Source organism: Cupriavidus sp. L7L, assembly GCF_004353535.1.
In the GTDB taxonomy this organism is placed as follows: Bacteria; Pseudomonadota; Gammaproteobacteria; order Burkholderiales; family Burkholderiaceae; genus Cupriavidus; species Cupriavidus oxalaticus_A.
The window spans coordinates 1-23,062 of record NZ_SMNY01000020.1; the positions used below are offsets into that span (position 1 = coordinate 1).

23 protein-coding genes and 1 tRNA gene are annotated in these 23,062 nt (G+C 66.7%); 17 read left to right on the plus strand and 7 right to left on the minus strand.

Translation table 11 applies throughout. The features are described from left to right. The 12 genes from E1J61_RS18450 to E1J61_RS18505 all read left to right on the plus strand — a co-directional run. Positions 1 to 1,462, plus strand: a 1,462-nt coding sequence (locus E1J61_RS18450; RefSeq protein WP_305791059.1) for a FimV/HubP family polar landmark protein, incomplete at its 5' end; no start/stop codon positions are given. A 128-nt stretch (positions 1,463 to 1,590) separates the two neighbouring features. Next, positions 1,591 to 2,409: a tRNA pseudouridine(38-40) synthase TruA gene (gene truA / locus E1J61_RS18455; protein ID WP_133095493.1), complete on the plus strand. Its 819-nt coding sequence runs from the start codon at positions 1,591 to 1,593 to the stop codon at positions 2,407 to 2,409. Continuing rightward, the gene (locus tag E1J61_RS18460; protein ID WP_133095494.1) at positions 2,396 to 3,118 is read left to right on the plus strand and encodes a phosphoribosylanthranilate isomerase; all 723 of its coding nucleotides are present in this window, start codon (positions 2,396 to 2,398) and stop codon (positions 3,116 to 3,118) included. The genes truA and E1J61_RS18460 overlap by 14 nt, the downstream gene beginning before the upstream one ends. Positions 3,119 to 3,244: 126 nt before the next feature. Then, positions 3,245 to 4,438 carry a tryptophan synthase subunit beta gene (trpB, locus tag E1J61_RS18465; RefSeq protein ID WP_116346157.1) on the plus strand — a complete coding sequence of 398 codons (1,194 nt, stop codon included), beginning with the start codon at positions 3,245 to 3,247 and terminating at the stop codon, positions 4,436 to 4,438. Further along, on the plus strand, positions 4,438 to 5,349 hold the full coding sequence (locus tag E1J61_RS18470) for a site-specific DNA-methyltransferase (RefSeq protein ID WP_133095495.1): 912 nt from the start codon (positions 4,438 to 4,440) through the stop codon (positions 5,347 to 5,349). The genes trpB and E1J61_RS18470 overlap by 1 nt, the downstream gene beginning before the upstream one ends. Position 5,350: 1 nt before the next feature. Next, positions 5,351 to 6,151, plus strand: a complete 801-nt coding sequence (gene trpA / locus E1J61_RS18475; RefSeq protein ID WP_133095496.1) for a tryptophan synthase subunit alpha — start codon at positions 5,351 to 5,353, stop codon at positions 6,149 to 6,151. A 175-nt stretch (positions 6,152 to 6,326) separates the two neighbouring features. Continuing rightward, the gene (gene accD, locus E1J61_RS18480) at positions 6,327 to 7,199 is read left to right on the plus strand and encodes an acetyl-CoA carboxylase, carboxyltransferase subunit beta (RefSeq protein ID WP_133095497.1); all 873 of its coding nucleotides are present in this window, start codon (positions 6,327 to 6,329) and stop codon (positions 7,197 to 7,199) included. A gap of 137 nt (positions 7,200 to 7,336) precedes the next feature. Next, positions 7,337 to 8,647: a bifunctional tetrahydrofolate synthase/dihydrofolate synthase gene (folC, locus tag E1J61_RS18485; RefSeq protein WP_133095498.1), complete on the plus strand. Its 1,311-nt coding sequence runs from the start codon at positions 7,337 to 7,339 to the stop codon at positions 8,645 to 8,647. Positions 8,648 to 8,714: 67 nt separating this feature from the next. Continuing rightward, positions 8,715 to 9,437: an SPOR domain-containing protein gene (locus E1J61_RS18490; protein ID WP_133095499.1), complete on the plus strand. Its 723-nt coding sequence runs from the start codon at positions 8,715 to 8,717 to the stop codon at positions 9,435 to 9,437. Positions 9,438 to 9,479: 42 nt separating this feature from the next. Next, entirely contained in the window at positions 9,480 to 9,977 is a 498-nt protein-coding gene (locus tag E1J61_RS18495) for a CvpA family protein (RefSeq protein WP_029046270.1), read from the plus strand. 109 nt (positions 9,978 to 10,086) lie between these two features. Then, positions 10,087 to 11,616 (plus strand): amidophosphoribosyltransferase, encoded by a 1,530-nt coding sequence (gene purF / locus E1J61_RS18500; protein ID WP_133095500.1) that lies wholly within the window; start codon positions 10,087 to 10,089, stop codon positions 11,614 to 11,616. Between the two features lie 322 nt (positions 11,617 to 11,938). Continuing rightward, positions 11,939 to 13,144 (plus strand): O-succinylhomoserine sulfhydrylase, encoded by a 1,206-nt coding sequence (locus E1J61_RS18505; RefSeq protein ID WP_133095501.1) that lies wholly within the window; start codon positions 11,939 to 11,941, stop codon positions 13,142 to 13,144. 24 nt (positions 13,145 to 13,168) lie between these two features. On the opposite strand, the gene E1J61_RS18510 is transcribed toward E1J61_RS18505, so the two are convergent. The 4 genes from E1J61_RS18510 to rpsU all read right to left on the minus strand — a co-directional run bounded on the left by E1J61_RS18510 (position 13,169) and on the right by rpsU (position 15,754). After that, a complete protein-coding gene (locus tag E1J61_RS18510; RefSeq protein ID WP_240745887.1) occupies positions 13,169 to 13,459 on the minus strand; it encodes a hypothetical protein in 291 nt (96 codons plus the stop codon). Positions 13,460 to 13,549: 90 nt separating this feature from the next. Next, entirely contained in the window at positions 13,550 to 14,431 is an 882-nt protein-coding gene (locus tag E1J61_RS18520; RefSeq protein ID WP_133095502.1) for an ABC transporter permease, read from the minus strand. A 13-nt stretch (positions 14,432 to 14,444) separates the two neighbouring features. Beyond that, a complete protein-coding gene (gene nodI, locus E1J61_RS18525; RefSeq protein ID WP_205751667.1) occupies positions 14,445 to 15,401 on the minus strand; it encodes a nodulation factor ABC transporter ATP-binding protein NodI in 957 nt (318 codons plus the stop codon). 140 nt (positions 15,402 to 15,541) lie between these two features. Next, positions 15,542 to 15,754 carry a 30S ribosomal protein S21 gene (rpsU, locus tag E1J61_RS18530; protein WP_010814647.1) on the minus strand — a complete coding sequence of 71 codons (213 nt, stop codon included), beginning with the start codon at positions 15,752 to 15,754 and terminating at the stop codon, positions 15,542 to 15,544. Between the two features lie 488 nt (positions 15,755 to 16,242). Here rpsU and E1J61_RS18535 point away from each other — a divergent pair, with 488 nt between their 5' ends. From E1J61_RS18535 to E1J61_RS18555, 5 genes are all read left to right on the plus strand, one after another. Further along, positions 16,243 to 16,632, plus strand: coding sequence for a cupin domain-containing protein (locus E1J61_RS18535; RefSeq protein ID WP_133095504.1), 390 nt, complete (start codon positions 16,243 to 16,245; stop codon positions 16,630 to 16,632). A 48-nt stretch (positions 16,633 to 16,680) separates the two neighbouring features. Then, positions 16,681 to 17,658 carry a tripartite tricarboxylate transporter substrate binding protein gene (locus tag E1J61_RS18540; RefSeq protein ID WP_133095505.1) on the plus strand — a complete coding sequence of 326 codons (978 nt, stop codon included), beginning with the start codon at positions 16,681 to 16,683 and terminating at the stop codon, positions 17,656 to 17,658. Between the two features lie 20 nt (positions 17,659 to 17,678). Next, positions 17,679 to 18,845, plus strand: a complete 1,167-nt coding sequence (locus E1J61_RS18545; RefSeq protein ID WP_133095506.1) for an acyl-CoA dehydrogenase family protein — start codon at positions 17,679 to 17,681, stop codon at positions 18,843 to 18,845. Positions 18,846 to 18,858: 13 nt separating this feature from the next. Next, the gene (locus tag E1J61_RS18550) at positions 18,859 to 20,013 is read left to right on the plus strand and encodes a CaiB/BaiF CoA-transferase family protein (RefSeq protein WP_133095507.1); all 1,155 of its coding nucleotides are present in this window, start codon (positions 18,859 to 18,861) and stop codon (positions 20,011 to 20,013) included. Positions 20,014 to 20,097: 84 nt separating this feature from the next. Then, positions 20,098 to 20,865: an IclR family transcriptional regulator gene (locus E1J61_RS18555; protein ID WP_133095508.1), complete on the plus strand. Its 768-nt coding sequence runs from the start codon at positions 20,098 to 20,100 to the stop codon at positions 20,863 to 20,865. Positions 20,866 to 20,984: 119 nt separating this feature from the next. Here the strand turns inward: E1J61_RS18555 and E1J61_RS18560 are convergent. From E1J61_RS18560 to fdxA, 3 genes are all read right to left on the minus strand, one after another. Beyond that, positions 20,985 to 21,060: transfer RNA gene (locus tag E1J61_RS18560), tRNA-Asn, on the minus strand. 212 nt (positions 21,061 to 21,272) lie between these two features. Next, entirely contained in the window at positions 21,273 to 22,382 is a 1,110-nt protein-coding gene (locus E1J61_RS18565) for an NAD(P)/FAD-dependent oxidoreductase (protein ID WP_133095509.1), read from the minus strand. A gap of 86 nt (positions 22,383 to 22,468) precedes the next feature. After that, positions 22,469 to 22,792: a ferredoxin FdxA gene (gene fdxA / locus E1J61_RS18570; protein WP_133095510.1), complete on the minus strand. Its 324-nt coding sequence runs from the start codon at positions 22,790 to 22,792 to the stop codon at positions 22,469 to 22,471. Between the last annotated feature and the right edge of the window lie 270 nt (positions 22,793 to 23,062).

A 23,062-nucleotide genomic window follows, 5' to 3' on the forward strand; every position in this document is an offset into this window, starting at 1 on the left:
GGCAGCAGCCACTGCCGCCGCCGTGCCGGATGCCGCCGCCAGTGCCGCTGCTGCCGCAGCGCCGGCGGTGGCAGCCGCCGGGGCTTCGGCGCCGCAGGCCGCAGCAGCGGCTGCCGCGCCGGCATCGGCCCCGGCAGCCAAGCCGGCGCCGCCCGTGGTGGCCCCGCCCGCACCGGTGCAGGAGCCGTCGTTCCTTGACGGCCTGCTGGCCAACCCGCTGCTGCTGCCCGGCGGCGGCCTGGTGGTGGCGCTGCTCGGCGTCTACGCGATCTATCGCCGCCGCCGCCAGCAGAAGGAAGGCGAGGCGACCGGCTTCGGCGACAGCATCCTGTCGCAGGAAAGCACGGTGATGGCCGGCACCAATTCGCTGTTCGGTGCCGCCGGCGGCCAGAGTGTCGATACCTCGCAGCACAGCGTGTTCGGTGCCGACTTCCGCATCGGCAACAACACGCCGGAAGCCAACGAGGTCGACCCGATCGCCGAGGCCGAGGTCTATATCGCCTACGGGCGCGATGTGCAGGCGGAGGAAATCCTGCGCGAAGCCCTGGAGAAGAGCCCGGAGCAGCAGTCGGTGCGGCTCAAGCTCCTGGAGATTTACAGCAACAGACAGGATGTGGAAGGTTTCCGCGTGATAGCAGAAGAAATGTTCGCCCAGACCGGCGGGCACGGTGCGGAATGGCTGAAGGCAGCGGAAATGGGGCGCGCGCTCGAGCCGGGCAACGCGATGTACCTGGCGGTGACGCCGGAGGCCGCGGGTCCGGATACGGCCTCGCCGGCGACGGACCAGTGGCGCACACAGGACCCGTCGCAGGATCCGGCTTCGATCCCGCGCCTGGAGCCCTCGCTGGGCGACCTGGCGTTGCCGCTGGACGCCTTCCCGGCGCCCGCGGCGGGCGACCCGATCGTGGCGCCGGCGTCGGCGGCAATGATGTTCGGTGCGGATTCGGACCCGACCGAGCCGGCGGTGCGCCTGGACGGCGGACTGGACCTGGACTTCCCGGCCCGTGCCAGCGACCCGCTGGCGGACGAGCACGTGCACGACGTGCCGCGCCTGGACACGCCGACGCGCTCGCGGCCGCTGGAGTTCGACATGTCGGCCCTTTCGCTGGACCTGGGCAGTGGGCCGTCGGCCAACAGTGACGCGCCGGCCGCGGCGGACGAGGCTTTCGCGCCGCTGCCAGCGACCACCCTGCTGCGCGACGGCAAGCTGGCTGCGCCGATCGACCTGTCGCGTGTACCGGACGAAACCAATCCCGACACGGCCCGCGGCGTTTCGCCCAGCACGCTGTCGACCGATGGCTTCGACGGCGGGCGCGACATGCAGATCAAGCTCGACCTGGCACGCGCCTATATCGAGATCGGCGACAAGGAAGGGGCCCGCGAGCTGCTGCAGGAAGTGGTCGAGCAGTCGCAGGACCCGCTGCAGGCCGAGGCCCGTTCGCTGCTGCTGGAAGTGGCCTGAGCTATCATTGACGGTCCGCCGCGGCACGCGCTGCCGCGGCCTGAAGCGATGCGCCGGAAGCGTCCCTTCCGGCGCATTTGCTTTTCCGGCGCGCATCGCCTGCTCGCCGCCATGCTTTTTCCCCTGACATGAACCGCATCGCACTTGGCCTGCACTACGACGGCGCCGCCTTTTCCGGGTGGCAGTCGCAGCCGCACCGCAATACCGTGCAGGATCACCTCGAAGACGCCATCGAGCGCTTTGCCGGCGTGCGCCTGCTGACCACCGTGGCGGGGCGCACCGATGCCGGCGTGCACGCGCTGGGGCAGGTGATCCACCTGGATACCGGGCTGGAACGCGAGCCCTTCTCCTGGGTGCGTGGCGTCAATGCCTTCCTGCCGCGGTCGATCGCGCTGCAGTGGGCGCTGCCGGTCGACGAAGGCTTCCATGCCCGCTTCCTGGCCTATGAGCGCATGTACTACTACGCGCTCTACACCGGTCCGCACCGGGTGCCAATGGTTCATGGCCGCGCCGGCTACCAGATGCTGCCGCCCGGACAACGCCTCGACGTGGACGCCATGCGCGAAGCCGCGGCGCACCTGATCGGCGAGCACGACTTTTCCGCGTTCCGCGCCGCCGAATGCCAGGCCAAGTCGCCGGTCAAGACCATGTACGACGTCACCATCCGCGACGACGGCAACTGGGTGTTCCTGCGCTTTCGCGCCAGCGCCTTCCTGCACCATATGGTGCGCAACCTGATGGGCTGCCTGGTGGCGGTGGGCCGGCGCCGCTACCCGCCGCAGTGGCTCGCGCAGGTGCTCGCCGGGCGCGACCGCAAGCTGGCGGCGCCCACGTTCATGCCGGATGGCCTCTACCTGGTCGGGGTCAAGTATCCTGATGCTTACCCGATCCCCGCGGCCGACCCGTCCGCGAGCCTGTTCCATGGAGTGTTCGATGACGCAGCCTGAGGGCAGTGCGGCGCACCTGCCGCAGCGCACCCGCATCAAGATCTGCGGCCTGACCCGCGAAGACGACGTGCGCGCCGCCGTCGACGCCGGCGCGGACGCGATCGGGCTGGTGTTCTACCCGAAGAGCCCCCGCTACGTCGACGTGGCGCAAGCCGCGGCGCTGGCCGAGGCCGCCGGGCCGTTCGTCGCGGTGACGGGACTGTTCGTCAACGCCGAACTGGAAGACATCGCCCACGTGGCCGAGCGCGTGCCGCTGACGCTGCTGCAGCTGCACGGCGACGAAACCCCGCAGTTCTGCACCCAGGCCGCCCAGCGCTGCCGGCTGCCGTTCCTGCGCGCCGCCCGTGTCCGTCCGGGGCTCGATTTGGTAGAATTTGCCGACCAATACCGTGATGCCGCTGCCTTGCTGCTCGATGCCTTCGTCGAAGGCTACGGCGGTGGCGGCCACGTCTTCGACTGGACCCTGATTCCTCCGGCATGGCTTCCGCCCAATCCTCCGGTTCCGGCAACCGGCAACCCGAACGCAAGCGGCGCTCCTCGCATCGTTTTGAGTGGTGGGTTGAACGCGCAAAACGTCGCTGGCGCGATTGAACGCGTGCGGCCCTACGCTGTGGACGTCAGCAGCGGGGTAGAGGCCGCCAAGGGCGTGAAAGACCACGCCCGCATTGCCGAGTTCGTGCGCGCTGTCCGCTGCGCCTGCGCAGGATGAACCGGGCCGAAGCCCGATCCCTTCCGCAGACCGCGCCCCGCAGTTCCAGGGCGGGCATCGCACACCCAGTCAACCAGGCGAGCCTTGCCGAGCCAAGGCAAGGCCGCTGATTCAAAGAGCCCAGACATGTACGACCTGCCCGATTCCCGTGGCCATTTCGGCCCCTATGGCGGCACCTTCGTTTCCGAGACGCTGGTCCACGCGCTGGACGAACTGCGCGAAGCCTATGCGCACTACCAAAAGGATCCGGAGTTCGATGCCGAATTCCGCCGCGAGCTGAAGCACTTCGTCGGCCGCCCGTCGCCGATCTACCACGCGCAGCGCTGGAGCGAGACCCTCGGCGGCGCGCAGATCTACTTCAAGCGCGAAGACCTGAACCACACCGGCGCGCACAAGATCAACAACGTCATCGGCCAGGCGCTGCTGGCCAAGCGCATGGGCAAGCCGCGCGTGATCGCCGAGACCGGGGCAGGGCAGCACGGCGTGGCCACGGCCACCATCGCCGCCCGCTTCGGCATGGAATGCGTGGTCTACATGGGCGCCGAGGACGTCAAGCGCCAGGCCGCCAACGTCTACCGCATGAAACTGCTGGGCGCGACCGTGGTGCCGGTGGAAAGCGGCTCGCGCACCCTCAAGGACGCGCTCAATGAAGCCATGCGCGACTGGGTCACCAACGTCGAGAACACCTTCTACATCATCGGCACCGTGGCCGGCCCGCACCCGTACCCGATGATGGTGCGCGACTTCCAGTGCGTGATCGGCGAGGAGGCCAAGGTGCAGATGCCCGAGCTGGCCGGCCGCCAGCCGGATGCCGTGATCGCGTGCGTGGGCGGCGGCTCCAATGCCATGGGCATCTTCTACCCGTACATCGAGCACCAGGACGTGCAGCTGATCGGCGTGGAAGCCGCCGGCGATGGCCTGGACACTGGCCGCCACGCGGCTTCGCTGACCGGCGGCACGCCTGGCGTGCTGCACGGCAACCGCACCTACCTGCTGCAGGACGACAACGGCCAGATCATCGAGACGCATTCGGTCTCGGCCGGCCTGGACTACCCCGGCGTCGGCCCCGAGCATGCCTGGCTCAAGGACAGTGGCCGCGCGCAGTACGTGCCGATCACCGACGAGGAAGCGCTCAAGGCCTTCCACGACTGCTGCCGCATCGAGGGCATCATCCCGGCGCTGGAATCGAGCCATGCGATCGCCTACGCGTGCAAACTGGCGCCCACGCTGCCCAAGGACAAGCTGCTGCTGGTGAACCTGTCCGGACGCGGCGACAAGGACATGCATACCGTGGCCGAGCGCGCGGGGCTCAAGCTCTGATGCGCGCGCTGCCCCACCCCCAGGGCCTTGCCGTCGGCGGGCCCGACTGCTTGCCTGGCGCGATTGACGCGCCGCCGCTGCACTTGTTCCAGGAAGACATGTTCGAGGGCATTGCCCGCCTGCCGGACGGCTCGGTCGACCTGATCGTCGCCGATCCGCCGTACGGCCTGGGCAAGGACTACGGCAACGATTCCGACCTGCTGTCGGGCCAGGCCTACCTGGACTGGTCCGAGCGCTGGATGGACGCGGTCGTGCCCAAGCTCGCGCCCAAGGGCACGCTCTACCTGTTCTGCACCTGGCAGTACTCGCCGGAGCTGTTCGTGATGCTCAAGCGGCGCCTGACGATGATCAACGAGATCATCTGGGACCGCCGCGTGCCCAGCATGGGCGGCACCACGCGCAAGTTCTCGTCGGTGCACGACAACATCGGCTTCTTTGCCAAGGCGCGCGACTACTACTTCGATCTCGACCCGGTCCGCATCCCGTACGACCCCGAGACCAAGAAGGCGCGCAGCCGTCCGCGCTTCGAGGGCAAGAAGTGGCTGGAGGTGGGCTACAACCCCAAGGACCTGTGGAGCATCTCGCGCATCCACCGGCAGGACCCCGAACGCGCCAACCACCCGACGCAGAAGCCGCTGGAAATCGTCGAGCGCATGGTGCTGTCGAGCTGCCCGCCGGGCGGCCTGGTGCTGGACCCGTTCGCGGGCAGCGGCACCACCGCGGTGGCGTGCCTGCGCCACGGCCGCCGCTTTGTCGGCTACGAGATCAACCCGGAGTACGTGCAGGTGGCGTGCGGGCGCGTGGCCGCGGCCGCGCAAGCCATGCCCGCGATCGAGCCTGACGTCACCCCAACCCCGGCCGCCGCCAACGACGACGCCTCGCCGGCGCCGCGGCCTCACCTGATTCCCTGATATGTCCCGTATCCAGAAGACGTTCGCGGCACTGGCCGCGCAGCAGAAAAAGGGCCTGATTCCGTTCATCACCGCCGGCGATCCCGAGCCCGGCCTGACCGTGGCGCTGATGCACGCGCTGGTGGCGGGCGGCGCCGACGTGATCGAGCTGGGCGTGCCGTTCTCCGACCCGATGGCCGACGGCCCGGTGATCCAGCGCGCCTCCGAGCGCGCGCTGGCGCAGGGCGTGTCGCTGACCCAGGTGCTGCAGTGGGTGCGCGAGTTCCGCCAGGCCAATGCCGAGACCCCGGTGGTGCTGATGGGCTACGCCAACCCGATCGAGCGCATGGGCGAAGAGGCCTTTGCCAAGGCCGCGAGCGCGGCCGGCGTGGATGGCGTGCTGGTGGTCGACTATCCGCCCGAGGAGTGCGAGTCGTTCGCCGCGCTGATGCGCGACCATGGCATGGACCCGATCTTCCTGCTGGCGCCGACCTCCACCGATGCGCGCATCGAGGCGGTGGCCAAGGTCGCCAGCGGCTATCTTTACTATGTCTCGCTCAAGGGCGTGACCGGCTCCGCATCGATCGACCTGGACAGCGTGGCGTCGCGCCTGCCGCTGATCAAGCAGCACGCCAACCTGCCGGTGGGCGTGGGCTTCGGCATCCGCGACGCGCAGACCGCGCGCGCGATCGGCAGCGTGTCCGACGCGGTTGTGATCGGCAGCCGCCTGGTGCAGTTGCTGGAAGACACGCCGCGCGAGCAGGCGGTGGCAACGCTGCAGGCGTTTATCGCGGAGATCCGCCAGGCGCTGGACGCAAAGTAACCTAATCACTGCCTGGCAGGAATCAAGAAGTGACGTGGCGTGCCCAATACGCGCGCCGCGCTTCGAGGTCACGGGCCCGCCGTGGTAAATTCGCGGGTTGATTCCCTGCCACCTGCCGAAGTTCGCCCTGACACAGGGTTTGCCGGCGGCGCGCAGCTATCCGAAAGGAGCTTTCATGAGCTGGTTGGATAAACTCCTGCCCCCCAAGATTCAACAGACCGACCCCCGCACCCGCAAGGGTATCCCGGAGGGGTTGTGGGTCAAGTGCCCGTCGTGCGAGTCCACCCTGTACCGGACCGACGTCGAGGCCAACCTGCACGTCTGCCCCAAGTGCGACCACCACATGCGCATCAACGCGCGTGCGCGCCTGGACGCGCTGCTGGACGCCGAAGGCCGCTATGAGATCGGCCAGGAGATCGTGCCGGTCGACGCGCTCAAGTTCAAGGACTCGAAGAAGTATCCGGACCGCATCAAGGCGGCCATGGACGAGACCGGCGAGACCGACGCCATGGTGGTGATGGGCGGTGCCATCCACACCATCCCGGTGGTGGCGAGCTGCTTCGAGTTCGAGTTCATGGGCGGCTCGATGGGCTCGGTGGTGGGCGAGCGCTTCGTGCGCGGCGCGCAGGCCGCGCTCGAGCAGAAGGTGCCGTTCATCTGCTTTACCGCCACCGGCGGCGCGCGCATGCAGGAAAGCCTGCTGTCGCTGCTGCAGATGGCCAAGACCACGGCCATGCTGAACCAGCTGAGCGCGAGCAAGCTGCCGTTCATCAGCGTGCTGACCGACCCGACCATGGGTGGCGTGTCGGCCTCGTTCGCCTTCCTGGGCGACGTGGTGATCGCCGAGCCCAAGGCGCTGATCGGCTTTGCCGGCCCGCGCGTGATCGAGCAGACCGTGCGCGAGAAGCTGCCGGAAGGCTTCCAGCGCTCGGAATTTCTGCTGCAGAAGGGCGCCGTCGACATGATCGTCGATCGCCGCAAGATGCGCGCCGAACTGGCGCAGCTGCTGGCGCTGCTGCAGAAGCAGCCGGCCGACGCGGTGGCATAACGCCGCAAATATCGCTGTACCGAAGGCGCGGGTGGTTGACGCGCCTTTCGCCTTTTCTGGACGCCAGCGGCGCCGGCACTTGACTTTGCGCCCGCCTGCCCGAATCTGGTAGCAAACGCTTTCCTCGCACACCTGAAATGCCTGTCTTCCATACGCTGCCCGAATGGCTTACCCATCTCGAAACCGCCCACCCCGTGGGCATCGACATGGGCCTGACGCGCATCACGCGCGTCAAGGAAGCCCTCGGGCTGCGCATCGACGCCACGGTCTTCACCGTGGGTGGCACCAACGGCAAGGGTTCGACCTGCGCCATGCTTGAGCGCATCCTGCTGGAGGCGGGCTACAAGGTGGGCTGCCATACCTCGCCGCACCTGATCTCGTTCAACGAGCGGGCGCGCCTCAATGGCGAGATGGCGACCGACGCGCAGCTGCTGCCGCACTTCGAGGCGGTCGAGCGCGCGCGCAACAGCTTTGCCGACCCGGTCAGCCTGACCTACTTCGAGTTCACCACGCTGGCGATCATCCATTTCTTCGCGGCTTCCGGCCTGGACGCGATCATCCTCGAAGTCGGGCTGGGCGGCCGCCTGGATGCGACCAATGTGATCGATACCGACTGCGCCATCGTCACCAGCGTCGATATCGACCACACCCAGTACCTGGGCAACACGCGCGAGGAAATCGGCTTTGAAAAGGCCGGCATCTTCCGCCCGGGCGTGCCGGCGGTCTGCGGCGACCCGGTGCCGCCCAAGTCGCTGGTGGCGCATGCTGAGGCCATCGGCGCCGAGCTGTGGCTGGTGGGCCGCGATTTCCACTTCCACGCGGCCAAGGGCCAGGAACGCCAGCAATGGGACTGGAGCGGTGGCGGGCGCAAGCTCAATGGCCTGGGCTACCCCGCGCTGCGCGGCGCCAACCAGCTGCTGAACGCCGCCGCCGTGCTGGCCGCGCTGCAGGCCATGCGCCCGCAATTGCCGGTGAGCGCGCAGGAAGTGCGCAACGGGCTGGCGTTCGTCGAGCTGCCGGGACGCTTCCAGGTGCTGCCGGGACGGCCCGCGGTGATCCTCGATGTGGCGCATAATCCGCATGCGGCCGCCACGCTGGGGCAGAACCTGGAGAACATGGGCTTCTTCCGCTACACCTATGCGGTGTTCGGCGCGATGCAGGACAAGGATATTGCCGGCGTGCTGCAGCATGTGGCCGACAAGGTCGACCACTGGTGCCTGTGCGACCTGCCGACCGAGCGCGCCGCCAGCGCCGCCGACGTGCTGGCGACACTTGAGGGGGGCGGTTTCCGCGCCGGCCCCGACGCCACCGCCGCCTGCTTTTCCAGTCCGGAGGCGGCATTCCGCGACGCCATGGAGAGAGCGACCGAGAATGATAGAATTCTGGTCTTCGGATCGTTCTATACCGTCGCCGGCGTGATGGCCTACCGGGCCACCCAAGCCAACTGACCTGGCACTGAGCGGCAAACGCAACGACCGGCCCCTGCCTGAAGGGGCTGTCGCACCGAACCAATCTATGGGCCTGCTTTCGCTGTTTTCTTCCCGCAAGGGCAACGACCCGGCACCGGAGCGTGCGCGCCGCCAGCGCAACGACCCCGGTGCAGGCATCGCCTCGTCGCGCCGTCTCGCCGACGAATATGCCGACGACACGCTGGACCCTGAATTCCCGCAGAAGCAGCGCGCGCGCCGCCGCCTGATCGGCGCCGTGGTGCTGGTGGTGGCCGCGGTGATCGTGTTGCCGATCGTGTTCGAGACCAAGCCGCGCCCGGTGGCCGACGATGTCGCGGTCAAGGTGAGCGGCGGGCAGGGCAGCAGCAAGCCCCGCGTCGAGCCGCGCAAGGCCGACCCGCTGCCGCCGGCGCCGGCGGCCCGCAGCGACGCGGCGGCGCTCGATGCCGGCGAGGAAATCGTCAATACGGCGGACAAGCCCGCCGACAAGCCCATTCAGCGCGCCGAGGCCAAGCCCGACGCTAAGCCCGAAGCCAAGCCTGAGGCCAAGCCCCAGGGCAGCGGCAAGTACCTGATCCTGATCGGCGCGTTCTCGTCGGAAGAGAAGGCGAAGACCTGGCTGGCCAAGCTCAAGGCGAGCAAGGTGCCGGCCTATGTGGAAAAGAAAGTGCTGGCCGACGGCGAGCGCATCCTGCTGCGCGCCGGTCCCTTCAGCGACCGCGACGCCGCCGATGCCGCCGACAAGCGCGTGCGCGCGGCGGGCCTGACCTCGAAGGTAATCGAACAGTAAGGGCTAGCGCTGCCTGGCGCATGGGCGCGGCAGCGAGCAACGATGCAGCCGACTTTCTTCGACTACGCCGTGGTCTTCATCCTGCTGGCCTCGGGCGCGCTGGGCGTGCTGCGCGGCCTGGTGCGCGAGGTGCTGTCGCTGATCGGCTGGGTGGTGGCGTTCTGGGTCGCGTTCCGCTACGGCGCGGTGGCCGCGGGCTGGATGCCCGAGTCGCTGCCCGGCGGCGAGCTGGCACGCCACGCGCTGGGTTTCGTGGTGCTGCTGATCGGCACCGTGCTCGGGGCGTCGCTGGCCGGCATGGTGGTCGGGCAGTTGCTGGAGAGCACGGGCCTCAAGCCGGCGGACCGCGGGCTCGGGCTGGTGTTCGGATTGCTGCGCGGCGCGCTGCTGGTGATGGTGATGGTGACGCTCGCCAGCCTGACGAAATTGCCGGAAGAACCGTTCTGGCGCGATGCGGTGAGCCGCCCCTATGTGATGCAGGCCATGGAATCGGTAAAGCCATGGCTGCCGCCGGAGCTGGCGAAGTACGTCAAGACATGACATGAAGCCGGGCATGGTGCCCGGCCAGTAGTACGCAGGCCTTGCGGTCCGGAAGGTTAGCCGGACCAGGCTGCGCCCCCTGATTCAAAGCCTTTCCTGGGAGCTTGGCATGTGCGGTATCGTCGGTGTGGTTTCAGCCACGCCTGTCAACCAACTGATTTACGACAGCCTGCTGTTGTTGCAACACCGCGGACAGGATGCTGCCGGCATCGCCACCGCCAACGGCAGTACTTTCCACATGTACAAGGCCAACGGCCTGGTGCGCGACGTCTTCCGTACCCGCAACATGCGCGGCCTGCCGGGCACCGCGGGCATCGGCCAGGTGCGCTACCCGACCGCCGGCTCGGCCTCGAGCGAGGAAGAGGCGCAGCCGTTCTACGTCAACGCCCCGTACGGCATCATCCTGGCGCATAACGGCAACCTGACCAACTGGCAACAGCTGCGCGAGGAAATGTTCCGCCGCGATCGTCGCCATATCAACACCCACTCCGACACCGAAGTGCTGCTGAACGTGCTGGCCGACGAGCTGCAGCGCGCCAGCAACGGCATGGCGCTGGACCCGGAAACCATCTTCAAGGCCGTTGCGGGCATGCACCGCCGCGTGCGCGGCTCGTACGCCATCGCGGCGCAGATCGCCGGCTACGGCATGCTGGCGGTGCGCGATCCGTTCGGCATCCGCCCGCTGTGCCTGGGCAGCGTCGAGACGCCGTCGGGCAAGGAGTGGATGGTTGCCTCCGAATCGGTGGCGCTGGAAGGCATCGGCTACAAGTTCGAGCGCGACGTGGCTGCGGGCGAGGCCATCTTCATCGACCTGGACGGCAAGCTCTACAGCAAGCAGTGCGCCGACAACCCGGCGCTGACGTCCTGCATTTTCGAGTACGTCTACCTGGCCCGCCCGGATTCGTGCATCGATGGCGTACCGGTCTACGACGCGCGCCTGCGCATGGGCGACTACCTGGCCGAGAAGATCCGCCAGGAAGTGTCGGCCGGCGACATCGACGTGGTGATGCCGATCCCCGACTCCAGCCGCCCGGCCGCGATGCAGGTGGCCAACCGCCTGGGCGTGAACTACCGCGAAGGTTTCTTCAAGAACCGCTACGTCGGCCGTACCTTCATCATGCCCGGTCAGGCAGTGCGCAAGAAGTCGGTGCGCCAGAAGCTCAATGCCATGGGCGTCGAGTTCAAGGGCAAGAACGTGCTGATCGTCGATGACTCGATCGTGCGCGGCACCACCTCGTTCGAGATCGTGCAGATGGCGCGCGACGCCGGCGCCAACAAGGTGATCTTCGCCTCGGCCGCGCCGCCGGTGAAGTTCCCCAACGTGTACGGCATCGACATGCCGACCCGCAGTGAACTGGTGGCGCACGGCCGCACGCACGAAGAGATCGCAAAGATCATCGGCGCGGACAAGCTCGTGTACCAGGAGGTGGAAGCGATGAAGCAGGCGGTGCGCGACATCAATCCGGCGCTGAAGGACTTCGATGCTTCGTGCTTCGATGGCCGCTACGTCACCGGCGATATCGACGAGGCCTACCTGGACCGCCTGGAAACCGCGCGCAGCCAGGCCGACCGCGACGGCACCGCGGCCGACACCGAGCGCTCGGCGCTGCACCTGCAGCGCTCGGGCAACAACGAGTAAGCCGCAAGCCTGTCCCGCGGCATGTCCGTTCGTTGACGGATGCGACGCCCGGCCGTAACATGGCCGGGCGTCGATTTGATAGTCAGCTTGCGGACGCGGGTCCAGCCCGAAACAGCTAAAGAGATGGTGGCCGGCAAGATTCGCCAATGCGCACAGTGCTGCGCAACGCGTCCACCCATCGCCACAGCCTGCCGAAGGCCGCCGCAGAACAGCAAGCCCGTCGATCCGACCATCCGATCGCACGGGCTTTTTTCATGGCCGGCCGCCTTGCCGCGGCGGGCCGCAACCATTGCATTCGCGCGGGTACGACCGCGCCACCAGCATGAACGAACCGCTCAATCCTGAATCGCTCGGCATCGATACCCTTGGCGTGCGCGCCGGCACGCTGCGCAGCGAGTTCATGGAGCATTCCGAGGCCATTTACCTGACCTCGAGCTTCTGCTTCAACAGCGCCGCCGAGGCCGCCGAACGCTTTGCCAACTCGGAAGAGGGCTTCACCTATTCACGCTTCACCAACCCGACCGTGTCGATGTTCCAGTCGCGGCTGGCCGCGCTGGAAGGGGCGCAGGCCTGCATGGCCACGGCGTCGGGCATGAGCGCGATCCTGTCGGTGGTGCTGTCGTCGATGCAGGCGGGCGATCACCTGGTCAGCTCGCGCGCGATCTTCGGTTCGACCATGACGCTGTTCAACAATATCTTCGGCAAGTTCGGCGTGGAGACGACCTTTGTCGATCCGACCGACCTCGAGGCGTGGCGCGCGGCGGTGCGGCCGAACACGAAGCTGTTCTTCCTGGAGACGCCGTCGAATCCGCTGACCGAAGTGGCCGACATCGCGGCCGTGGCGGACATTGCCCACAACGCCAATGCGCTGCTGGTGGTCGACAACTGCTTCTGCTCGCCCGCGCTGCAGCAGCCGATGAAGTTCGGCGCCGACATCGTGGTGCATTCCGCCACCAAGCATATCGATGGCCAGGGCCGCGTGCTGGGCGGCGCGGTGCTGGGCTCGCACGATTTCATCATGGGCAAGGTGTTCCCGTTTGTGCGCACCGCCGGCCCGACGCTGTCGGCGTTCAACGCGTGGGTACTGCTCAAGGGCATGGAGACGCTGGCGATCCGCATGGAGCGCCATTCGTCCAGCGCGCTGGCGCTGGCGCAGTTCCTGGAGTCGCATCCGGCCGTGGCGCGCGTGTTCCACCCGGCGCTGCAGTCGCACCCGCAGCACGAGATTGCCATGCGTCAGCAGAGCGGTGGCGGCGCGATCGTTTCGTTCGAGCTGAAGGGCGCCACGCCCGAGCAGCAGCGCGCCAACGCCTGGCGCGTGATCGACAACACGCGTCTGTGCTCGATCACCGGAAATCTGGGCGATACCCGCACCACCATCACGCACCCGTACACCACCACGCATGCACGCGTGAGCCCGGAGGCCAAGGCGGCCGCAGGCGTGGGCGAAGGGCTGATCCGGCTGGCGGTGGGGCTGGAATCGGTCGAGGACCTGAAGGCCGACCTGCTGCGCGGCCTGGGCGAGTAAGACAGCCTGCGAGGCTGCCCGCGCTTACGGTGCTTCCTGCGCCGGCGGCGGATCGTCGCTGCCGGCCACCGCTTTCACGCCGGCAGCGGTGATGTCGTAGGTAGTACCTACTGCGGTCGAGGCCACGCTGACCGCGGCGGAACCGACGGTTGCCACGGTCGAAACCGCGGCACTACCCACGGCCATCACCATGCAGCCGCCCAGCGAAAAGGTAGCCAACGCGGCTCCCAACGCCAAGGCAACGCGCTGCAAGGTGGCGGGTTCTCCGCTATCGTTGCGCACGGTACGCTGCAACGGGAAATTTCGGTATGGCATGGACACTGCTGGCCCTGGCAGGGCTGTTCGAAGTGGTGTGGGCAATCGGGCTCAAGCTGGTGGGCAGCGCCTGAGCCCGCGCGTGCAACCTCAGCGCAACATCCGCCGGCGCAGCAGCACCAGCGAAACCACCAGCGCGGCCACCGCATAGGCTGCGAGCACGGCAAGATGCAGGCTGGCGCCTTCCACGGGCCGGCCCAGCATCAGCGGCCGGATCAGATCGACCGCGTGCGCCAGCGGCAGCAGCCTGGTGGCCGCCTGCACGCCTTCGGGCAATTGCTCCACCGGAAAGAACACGCCCGACAGCAGCAGCATCGGCGTCATCGCCAGCGTCTGGTAGAACATAAAGAAGTCGTAGCTGGGCGCCAGCGCGGTGACGATCATCGCCAGCGCGGCGAAGGCAATGCCGGCCAGCACGATCACCGGCAGCGCCAGCAGCGCGCCCGGCATTTGCGCATAGCCCAGCGCGGCCGCCACCAGCATGATCGCCAGGCCCGACAGCACCGCCTTGCTGGCCGCCCAGAAGATCTCGCCCAGCACCACGTCGCCCAATGTCAGCGGCGCGTGCATGATCGCTTCCCAGGTGCGCTGCACGTGCATGCGCGAGAAGGCGGAGTACATCGACTCGAAGCTGGCCGACATCATCACGCTCGATGCGGTGGTGCCGGCGGCGAGGAAGGCGATGTACGACACGCCGTTGACCTGGCCCACCATCAGCCCCAGCCCGAGGCCGAGGCCGAACAGGTAGATCATCGGATCGGCCAGGTTGCCGATCATCGACGGGATGGCCAGCTTCCTCCACACCAGGTAGTTGCGGTACCAGACCATCATCCAGTTGCGCATGTTGCGTGGCAGCAGCGGCTGTGGATAGGTCTGGCGCGCGGCCGGGCCAGCGCTCCGGGTGGCGATGGCGGGCGTGTCGGAGGTGTCGGAGGTGTCGGAGGTGTCGGTGCGGGGGTCCTGTTCGCTCATGTCAGTCCCTGGTTCAGTCCCGCATCTCGCGGCCGGTCAGCTTGAGGAACACGTCCTCCAGGTTGGCCGGGCGGTGCAGGTAGCGCACGCCGTTCTTGCCGTGCAGCGCCGCCAGCAGCGGGGCGGGCTCGCGCACGTAGCAGAACAGCGTCTCGCCGCTCATTTCGGTGCGCTGCGCCAGCGGTGTCAGCGTGCCGCGCAGCGTGCCCAGTTCATCGCCGTAGACCTCGACCACATCGCAGCCGATCTGGCTGTCGATCAGCTCGTGCGGCTTGCCTTCCGCGATCTTGCGCCCGCCGTCGATCACGCACAGGTAGTTGCACAGCCGTTCGGCTTCTTCCATGAAGTGCGTGGTCAGCAGGATGGTCTTGCCACTCGCCATCAGTGACTTCAGGCGCTCCCAGATCAGGTGGCGCGCCTGCGGGTCCAGTCCGGTGGTGGGCTCGTCCATCACCAGCAGGTCGGGATCGTTGATCAGCGCGCGCGCCACCGTCAGGCGCCGGCGCATGCCGCCGGAGAGGTCGCGCACCTGCGCGTCGGCACGGTTTTCCAGCCGGGCGAATTCCAGCAGCTTCGGCACCCGGCGCTCGATCTCGGTCGATGACAGCCCGAAGTAGCGCCCGAAGATGCGCAGGTTCTCGATCACCGAGAAATCCGGGTCGAGGTTGTCGAACTGCGGCACCACGCCCACGCGCATGCGCGCCTGCGGCGCGCGCTCGGGGATGGGCTCGCCGCATAGCATCAGCGTGCCGGCCATCGGCGTGGTCAGGCCCAGCAGCAGGCGCAGCGTGGTGGTCTTGCCGGCGCCGTTGGGGCCGAGCAGGCCAAAGCACTGGCCGCGAAACACCTGGAGATCGAGGTCATCGACGACGACCGTATCGCCGTATTGCTTGCGCACCTTGCGCAACTCGAGGATGGCAGTCAAGGCAGGGTCCGGTGGGCGCCCAAAAGGGGGCGCAATATCCGCCATTATGCCGGGCATCGGCGCAACGCTCAGGTGGCGCAGTGCAGCAAAGGCCGCCAGCCTGGGGCGCGACCCGGACGCACGTTTCGTGCAGGCGTAAAAAAACCGCCAGCGAACTGGCGGTTTTTTTACGAAGCTTGCCCGAATCAGTACATCTTCTTCGGCAGCATTTGCATGCGCAGGCGCTTGCGCAGGCGTGCTTCGGCGGCCTTCTTCTTGCGCTTGCGCTCGGTCGTCGGCTTCTCGTAAGCGGTACGGCTCTTGAGTTCAACGATCAGGCCAGTCTGCAGAATGGCACGACGGAAACGCCGCATTGCAACTTCAACGGGCTCACCGGGTTTCAAGACGATCTTAGTCAATTCAGTCCTTTAGGGGATTGCCGCGGTAGCGGCTGGTTCACACGGGGGGAAACTGCTGTCGCCGGAGCGACTGGTATTGCACGCTGGGCTTGTGCCCGGTGCGCCCCCGCGAACCTGAAAGATGTGGACGTTTCAGTCCGTGCAACCAGTGTCAGGGGTGATAGCGCCAGGCCCGGATATAACTTGGAGCCTGACAGTACCGGTTTCCATGAATGCTATACGCCCGTAACTATGGCACGTATACGACGCACCTGTCAAGAATGGCGTTCGATCGGCGCCGTAGGAAAGGCCGGCAAGCCGCGAATTATCCGCATTTTTTCGCTTGTCCACCAGCCCACCCGGAATCGCGGGTGATGGCCCAAGCGCTGCCTACCGGTAAACCCGCAAGATGCCTGAAATTGTTTGACGATTAAATTCATATGTATAAACTAAGATTCATAGATATGAATTAATCGCCCAGCACGGCGAGATCCACAAAGGAGAGCAGCGTGCCGCAACCCCCGGTTTATTTCATCTCGGCCGAAGAGGTCGAGGGCTACCACCCCGCCAACCACGTCGGCACGCTGAACCGCCGGCTGATCGGCCCCGAGACCGTGGGTTCGCGCCACCTGGAAGTGATTCACGGCACCATCGAGAAAGGCAAGGGCGCGCTGCCTCACGCGCACCCCGGCATCGAGCAGGTGTGCTACGTGCTGGAAGGCCGGGCCGTCGCAGAAGTCGGCGGCCAGCGCAAGGAACTGGGACCGGGCGATTGCTGCTTCTTCCCGCCGGACGAGATGCATGTGTTCACGGTGGTAAGCGAAGAGCCGGCCAGGATCCTGGTGATCTATTCCCCACCGTACGAGGAATCGCCCGAGCGTGTGACACGGCCCGCCTGAGACGCGGCCCGCCACGGCAAGAATTCATATAACGACAGGAGACAGACCGTGAAGTGCTTCAAGACCGCTTTCGCCAGCCTGGTGGTGGGATGTGCCGCCGCGCTGCTTGCAACACCGGCGCCGGCCGCCGATGAATTTCCGTCCAGGCCGCTGCGCCTGGTGGTCCCGTTCGCAGCCGGCAGCGGCACCGATGCGGTGGCCCGGCTGACCGCCAAGTACCTGGGCGAAGCGCTGCAGCAGCCGGTGGTGGTCGACAACAAGCCGGGCGCCAACGGCACTATCGCCGCCGAGTTCGTCGCCAAGGCGCCGGCCGACGGCTATACGCTGTTCATGACCACCAACACCACGCATTCGGCCAACCCGTCGCTGATGAAACAGCTGCGCTACGACCCGGTCAAGGACTTCACGCCGGTCTCGCGCATGGGCAACCTGCCGTTCATGCTGGTGGTCAACCCGCAATTGCCGGTGAAGACGCTGCGCGAATTCATCGACTACGCCAGGGCGCATCCTGGCATGAGCTACGCGAGCGGCAACAGCACCGGCATCGTCGCCGGCGCGACGCTGTCGAAGATGGCGGGCCTGAAGATGCTGCACGTGCCGTACAAGAGCACGCCGCCGGCGATGACCGACGTGATGGGCGGCCAGGTGCAGGCGATGTTCGTCGACTTTGCCGCGGGCATCGCCAATGTGCGCGCCGGCAAGCTGCGCGCGCTGGCGGTGACCACCGCGCAACGCAGTGCGCTGCTGCCGGACCTGCCGCCGGTCGGCAGCGCGCCCGAGCTTAAGGGTTTCGACATCACGTCCTGGAATGGCGTATTCGCACCCGCCGGCGTGCCGGCGCCCGTGGTGGAGCGCCTCAACCGCGAGCTGGTTGCCATCGCCACCAGCAAGCAGCATGCCGCACAGTTCCACGCGCTGGGCTTCGAGCCCTTCGGCAGCACGCCCGCCGAGCTGAACCAGTTTGTCGTGGCCGAACTGCAGAAGTGGTCGCGGCTGGTGAAGGACGCGGGCATCCAGCCGGAATAAACAACCTGACAGGCAATCTCATGCATTTCGATCTCTCCGAAGAACAGGCATCGATCGTCGAAGCCGTGCAGCAGGTCTGCACGCAGTTCGACATGGAGTACTGGGACCGCCTCGACAAGTCCGGCACCTATCCGCACGAGTTCTACAAGACCCTGTGCGAGGGCGGCTGGCTGGGCGTGGCGATGCCCGAGGCATTCGGCGGCGCCGGTCTCGGCATCCTGGAAGCGGCGCTGGTGATGCAGACCATCTCGCAGTCGGGCGCGGGCATGACCGGCGCGTCGGCGGTGCATATGAACGTGTTCGGCCTGAACCCGGTGGTGGTGTTCGGCACCGAAGAGCAGAAGGGCCGCTTCCTGCCGCCGCTGATCGCCGGCGAGGAAAAGGCCTGCTTTGGCGTGACCGAGCCCGATGCGGGCCTGGACACCACCAAGCTCAAGACTTTCGCGCGCAAGGTGCCGGGCGGCTATTCGGTGAGCGGGCGCAAGATCTGGATCTCGACCGCACAGGTGGCCGACCGCATGCTGCTGCTGGCGCGCACGACGCCGCTGGAGCAGGTGAAGAAATCGACCGAAGGCCTGTCGCTGTTCTACACGAAGGTGGACCGCAGCCGCATCGAGATCCGCGAGATCGACAAGATGGGCCGCGCCGCCGTCGATACCAACATGCTGTTCATCGACGACCTGTACATCCCGGAAGAAGACCGGATCGGCGAAGAGGGCAAGGGCTTCGAATACATCCTGCATGGCCTGAACCCGGAGCGCATCCTGATCGCCGCCGAAGCCATCGGACTGGGCCGCGCCGCGCTGGCAATCGCCACGCAGTACGCCAAGGAGCGCGTGGTCTTCGGCCGCCCGATCGGCATGAACCAGGGCGTCCAGCACCCGCTGGCGCAGGCGTGGATGCAGCTGGAATCGGCCAACCTGATGATGCTGAAGGCCGCCGCGCGCTACGACGCGGGGCAGTCCTGCGGGGCCGAGGCCAACGCCGCCAAGTACCTCGCCGCCGAGGCTGGCCACAACGCCTGCCAGACCGCGATCCTGACGCTGGGCGGCATGGGCTATTCGCGCGAATACCGCGTCGAGCGCCTGCTGCGCGAATCGTATATCCCGCGCATCGCGCCGGTCAGCCCGCAGCTGATCATGTGCTTTATCGCCGAGCGTGTGCTGGGTTTGCCCAAGTCGTACTGAACGGGAGGTGACGATGCAAGACAAAGCGCCTCCCGCGACCGGGCCACTGGCGGGCGTGCGGGTGATCGACATGACCTCGGTCGCGATGGGGCCGTACGCCACGCAGATCCTCGGCGACATGGGCGCCGAGGTGATCAAGGTCGAAGCGCCCGCCGGCGATGTGTTCCGCCATGCCGAGCCGGCGCGCCACGCCGCGATGGGCGCCAGCTTCCTCAACCTGAACCGCAACAAGCAGTTTGTCGTGCTCGACGTCAAGCAGCCGGAGGACCTGGCCGAGCTGAAGTCGCTGATCGCCACGGCCGATGTCTTCGTCTCCAACGTGAGGCCGCAGTCGTTGCGCAAGCTCGGCCTGGACTATGCCTCGCTGCGTGCGGATCATCCGCGGCTGATCTATTGCGGCGCCTATGGCTATTCGGAGGAGGGCCCGTATGCCGGCGCGCCGGCCTTCGACGACATCATCCAGGCGCGCAGCGGGATGGCGCAGTTCCAGGGCGCCAACTCGAACGAGGGGCCGCAGTACGTGAACACCATCCTGGCGGACAAGGTCGCCGGCCTCACCGTCGCCTATGCGATCCCGATGGCACTGTATGAGCGCGAGCGGTCGGGGCAGGGGCAGGCCATCGAGGTGCCGATGTTCGAAACGCTGGTGTCCTTCCTCGCCACCGAGCAGCTGGCCGGGCAGACCTTCGTGCCGCCGCTCGGCCCTGCCGGCTATCCGCGCGTGATGTCGGCCCACCGCAAGCCCTACCGCACCAGCGACGGCCATCTCGCGCTGCTGCCCTATACCAGCGCGCAATGGCTGCGCTTTTTCGATCTGTCAGGCCATGCCGGACTGGCGCGCGACCCGCGCTATGCGACCCCAGCCGCGCGCAGCGCCAATATCGACGCGCTCTACGCCACGCTGGCCGAGATCGTCGCGCAGCGCACCACCGCGGAGTGGCTGGCGTTGCTGCGCGATGCCGATATCCCGCACAGCGAGCTGCCGCATTTCGACAGCCTGGTGGATGACCCGCACCTGCGCGCCACCGGCATGATGTTCGAATACGACCATCCGAGCGAAGGGCGACTGCGGGGTGTCGGCATCCCCACGCGGTTCTCGCGCACGCCGGGCAATATCCGTAGCTGGCCGGAAGGTCTGCCACAGGCGCAGGACGGCACCGGTACCTGATCCGGCCGCACCGGGATCCGCGGGTGCCGTTCCCACGCCGCGTACAATTCCGGCCAAAGCACACGGAAGTCGAGGAAGCCAACGATGGCAGAAAACGAAGCGGCGGAAAAATCGGGCTACGGCAGCGTCAAGACGGCGCTGCGCGTGATCGAGATCATGGAGATCTATGCGCGCGAAGGGCGCTCGCTGACGCTGACCGAACTGGCGAAGCTGCTCGGCGCGCCGATGTCGAGCTGCCTGGGGCTGATCCGCACGCTGGCGTCGCTGGGCTACCTGTACGAAACCGGCCGCCGCCAGGGTTATTACCCCACGCGGCGGTTACTCGATATCGCCCAGCGCATCGCGCGCAACGACCCGCTGCTCGAACGGGTGCAGCCGGTGCTGGAGTCGCTGCGCGATGACACCGGCGAAACCGTGATCTTTGGCAAGCTGCAGGACGACGGCCGCGTGCTCTACCTGGAGGTGCGCGAGTCCGCCAACCCGGTGCGCTATATCGCCGCGCCGGGCGAACTGCGCGACGCGCATGTCAATTCCATCGGCCGCGCAATCCTTGGCACCATGGCCGCGGAGAGCCGCGCGGAACTGCTGGCCGGCGTTTCCTTTGCGTCGCGCACCGGGCGCACGGTGGACTCGCTGCGGGTATTCGAGGCAGCGATGCAGCAATGGCAGGCGCAGGGGTGGTATCCGAACTTCGGCGAGTCGTTCCCGGACCTGGGGGCCATCGCGATTCCGGTGTCGCTCGGCGGCGTCGTCTACGGGATGTCGGTGGCGGGGCCGCTGCATCGGGTCGAAGCCAATGCGGAGGCTATCGTCGTGGCGCTGAAGGCCGCGGGCAACACGCTGCAGGGATAAACGGAGGGAAGAGGGCAGGGGCGGCGAAGGGCAGGGGCGCTGCGGCAGCCCCGGGCGCAAGCCTCAACGAGCTACAAACGAAAAAGCCCGGTGCGTTTGCACCGGGCTTCCGTATCGGTTGGCTCCCCGACCTGGGCTCGAACCAGGGACCTGCGGATTAACAGTCCGTCGCTCTACCGACTGAGCTATCGGGGAACAGCTGAGAAAGAAATTATAGCCAGTTTCTCTTTTTGCCGTCAACACCTTGCCAACATTTTGTTTGTCTTCAGGTGCTTCGGAGCGGCTGGCTGGCTGCGTCCCACGTTGGTGGTCAACAGCGAGGCCGCATTATAGCGACGGTTTTTCGTTTGTGCCAGAAAAAAACCGCCTTGCGGCGGCTTTTTTCTGCGGCACCGTGCAGCGCCGGATCAGTCGAACACCGGCGATTCCACGCCCAGGACCTTGTGCAGCTTCGGCGAAGTCGTGGTGTACTGCATGTGGATCTTCTTCTCGGGGAAGATATACGGCGCAGCCCCGAACGCAGCCAGCGCGGCCTCGTGGAAGCCCGACAGGATCAGCTTCTTCTTGCCGGGGTAGGTGTTGATGTCGCCCACGGCGAAGATGCCCGGGATATTGGTCTGGAACTTCTCGGTATCCACCTTGATCTGCTTGCGCTCCAGGTCCAGGCCCCACTCGGCGATCGGGCCGAGCTTGGGCGACAGGCCGAAGAACACCAGCAGGTCGTCCAGCGGCAGGCGGCGGGTCACGCCGTCGGCACCGGTCACCTTGATCTCGGTGAGCACGCCGTCCTTCTCTTCATAGCCGCCGATCTGGCCGACCAGGAACTGCATCTCCATCTGTTCGCACAGTTCCTTCATCTTGGCCACCGAGGCCGGCGCGGCACGGAAGCCGTCGCGGCGGTGGATCATCACCACCGACTCGGCCTTGCCGACCAGGTCCAGCGTCCAGTCCAGCGCCGAGTCGCCGCCGCCGACGATGACCAGGTTGCGGCCGTGGAAGCGGCTCGGATCCTTGACGCGGTAGAACAGCTGCTTGCCGTCGAACTTGTCGAGGCCCTCGACCTTCAGCGTACGCGGCTGGAACGAGCCCACGCCGGCGGCGATGAAGATGGTCTTGGTGATAAAGCGGGTTCCGAGCGAGGTCTCGACGAAGAAGCGGCCGTCTTCACGGCGCTCCACCACGGAGACTTCCTGGCCCAGGTGGAAGGTGGGCTCGAACGGCTCGATCTGCTTGAGCAGGTTGTCGGTCAGTTCCTGGCCGGTGCAGCTGGGCACGGCCGGGATGTCGTAGATGGGCTTGTCGGGATACAGCTCCACGCACTGGCCGCCAACGACTTTCAGGGAATCGATCACGTGGGCCTTGATTTCGAGCAGGCCCAGTTCAAACACCTGGAACAGGCCCACCGGACCGGCACCGACGATCAGCGCGTCGATTTCGAGCGGCTGGCCGCCTGCGGGGCTGCCGCCCTCGACCTGCTTGGTCGTGTCGGCTACGGGATTTGGAATGCTCAAGTCCATATTCGTCCTGATACGTTGGTTGGGCACGCGGGTGCCCGGCATTGCGGAAAGCGCGTGGGGACGGCCTTCTTTGCAGCCTGGCGCGCTCAGCGCTCCAGGTACTGCAGCTTGTCGGTGGTGTCCTTCCAGTCCTCGGCCTCGGCCAGCGGGGCCTTGGTCTTGGTGATGGAAGGCCAGGCGCGCGCCAGTTCGGCGTTCAGTTCAATGAACTGCTGCTGGTCGCCCGGCACGTCTTCCTCGGCGTAAATGGCGTTCACCGGGCACTCGGCCACGCACACGGCGCAGTCGATGCACTCATCCGGGTCGATGGCCAGGAAGTTCGGGCCTTCGCGGAAACAATCCACCGGACATACGTCAACGCAGTCTGTATAGCGGCAACGGATGCAGGATTCGGTGACAACGTGAGTCATTTCGGTTCCAGGAAAACGGGTCGGCTTTTAATGGGAAACTGTTGGGCCGCTTCTTGCCGGCGGACGCCTCCATCTGCCTTGGCGGGCAGGTATGGCGGGACGAGCGCCGGCCGTGGCCTTTCGGGAACCGGTATTGTAGCCGAGCCTTCTGGCAAGGATAGCGGGTCTATATAGCTGGATCAGATAGTTTTCTTATTTCTTTATGTACTTTTGATCCAAGACATGGCGGCCCGCTGGCGTGCTTGCGCAACCGCAGGCATGATGAGGCCG

Coding starts and splice junctions, on each gene's coding strand:
- E1J61_RS18505 (WP_133095501.1), top strand. CDS start 11,939: ATGAACGAACCGCTCAATCCTGAATCGCTCGGCATCGATACCCTTGGC.
- E1J61_RS18510 (WP_240745887.1), bottom strand. CDS start 13,459: ATGCCATACCGAAATTTCCCGTTGCAGCGTACCGTGCGCAACGATAGC.
- E1J61_RS18495 (WP_029046270.1), top strand. CDS start 9,480: ATGCAGCCGACTTTCTTCGACTACGCCGTGGTCTTCATCCTGCTGGCC.
- E1J61_RS18565 (WP_133095509.1), bottom strand. CDS start 22,382: ATGGACTTGAGCATTCCAAATCCCGTAGCCGACACGACCAAGCAGGTC.
- E1J61_RS18550 (WP_133095507.1), top strand. CDS start 18,859: ATGCAAGACAAAGCGCCTCCCGCGACCGGGCCACTGGCGGGCGTGCGG.
- accD (WP_133095497.1), top strand. CDS start 6,327: ATGAGCTGGTTGGATAAACTCCTGCCCCCCAAGATTCAACAGACCGAC.
- nodI (WP_205751667.1), bottom strand. CDS start 15,401: ATGGCGGATATTGCGCCCCCTTTTGGGCGCCCACCGGACCCTGCCTTG.
- purF (WP_133095500.1), top strand. CDS start 10,087: ATGTGCGGTATCGTCGGTGTGGTTTCAGCCACGCCTGTCAACCAACTG.
- fdxA (WP_133095510.1), bottom strand. CDS start 22,792: ATGACTCACGTTGTCACCGAATCCTGCATCCGTTGCCGCTATACAGAC.
- E1J61_RS18460 (WP_133095494.1), top strand. CDS start 2,396: ATGACGCAGCCTGAGGGCAGTGCGGCGCACCTGCCGCAGCGCACCCGC.
- E1J61_RS18520 (WP_133095502.1), bottom strand. CDS start 14,431: ATGAGCGAACAGGACCCCCGCACCGACACCTCCGACACCTCCGACACC.
- E1J61_RS18545 (WP_133095506.1), top strand. CDS start 17,679: ATGCATTTCGATCTCTCCGAAGAACAGGCATCGATCGTCGAAGCCGTG.
- E1J61_RS18490 (WP_133095499.1), top strand. CDS start 8,715: ATGGGCCTGCTTTCGCTGTTTTCTTCCCGCAAGGGCAACGACCCGGCA.
- trpA (WP_133095496.1), top strand. CDS start 5,351: ATGTCCCGTATCCAGAAGACGTTCGCGGCACTGGCCGCGCAGCAGAAA.
- E1J61_RS18470 (WP_133095495.1), top strand. CDS start 4,438: ATGCGCGCGCTGCCCCACCCCCAGGGCCTTGCCGTCGGCGGGCCCGAC.
- trpB (WP_116346157.1), top strand. CDS start 3,245: ATGTACGACCTGCCCGATTCCCGTGGCCATTTCGGCCCCTATGGCGGC.
- folC (WP_133095498.1), top strand. CDS start 7,337: ATGCCTGTCTTCCATACGCTGCCCGAATGGCTTACCCATCTCGAAACC.
- E1J61_RS18555 (WP_133095508.1), top strand. CDS start 20,098: ATGGCAGAAAACGAAGCGGCGGAAAAATCGGGCTACGGCAGCGTCAAG.
- truA (WP_133095493.1), top strand. CDS start 1,591: ATGAACCGCATCGCACTTGGCCTGCACTACGACGGCGCCGCCTTTTCC.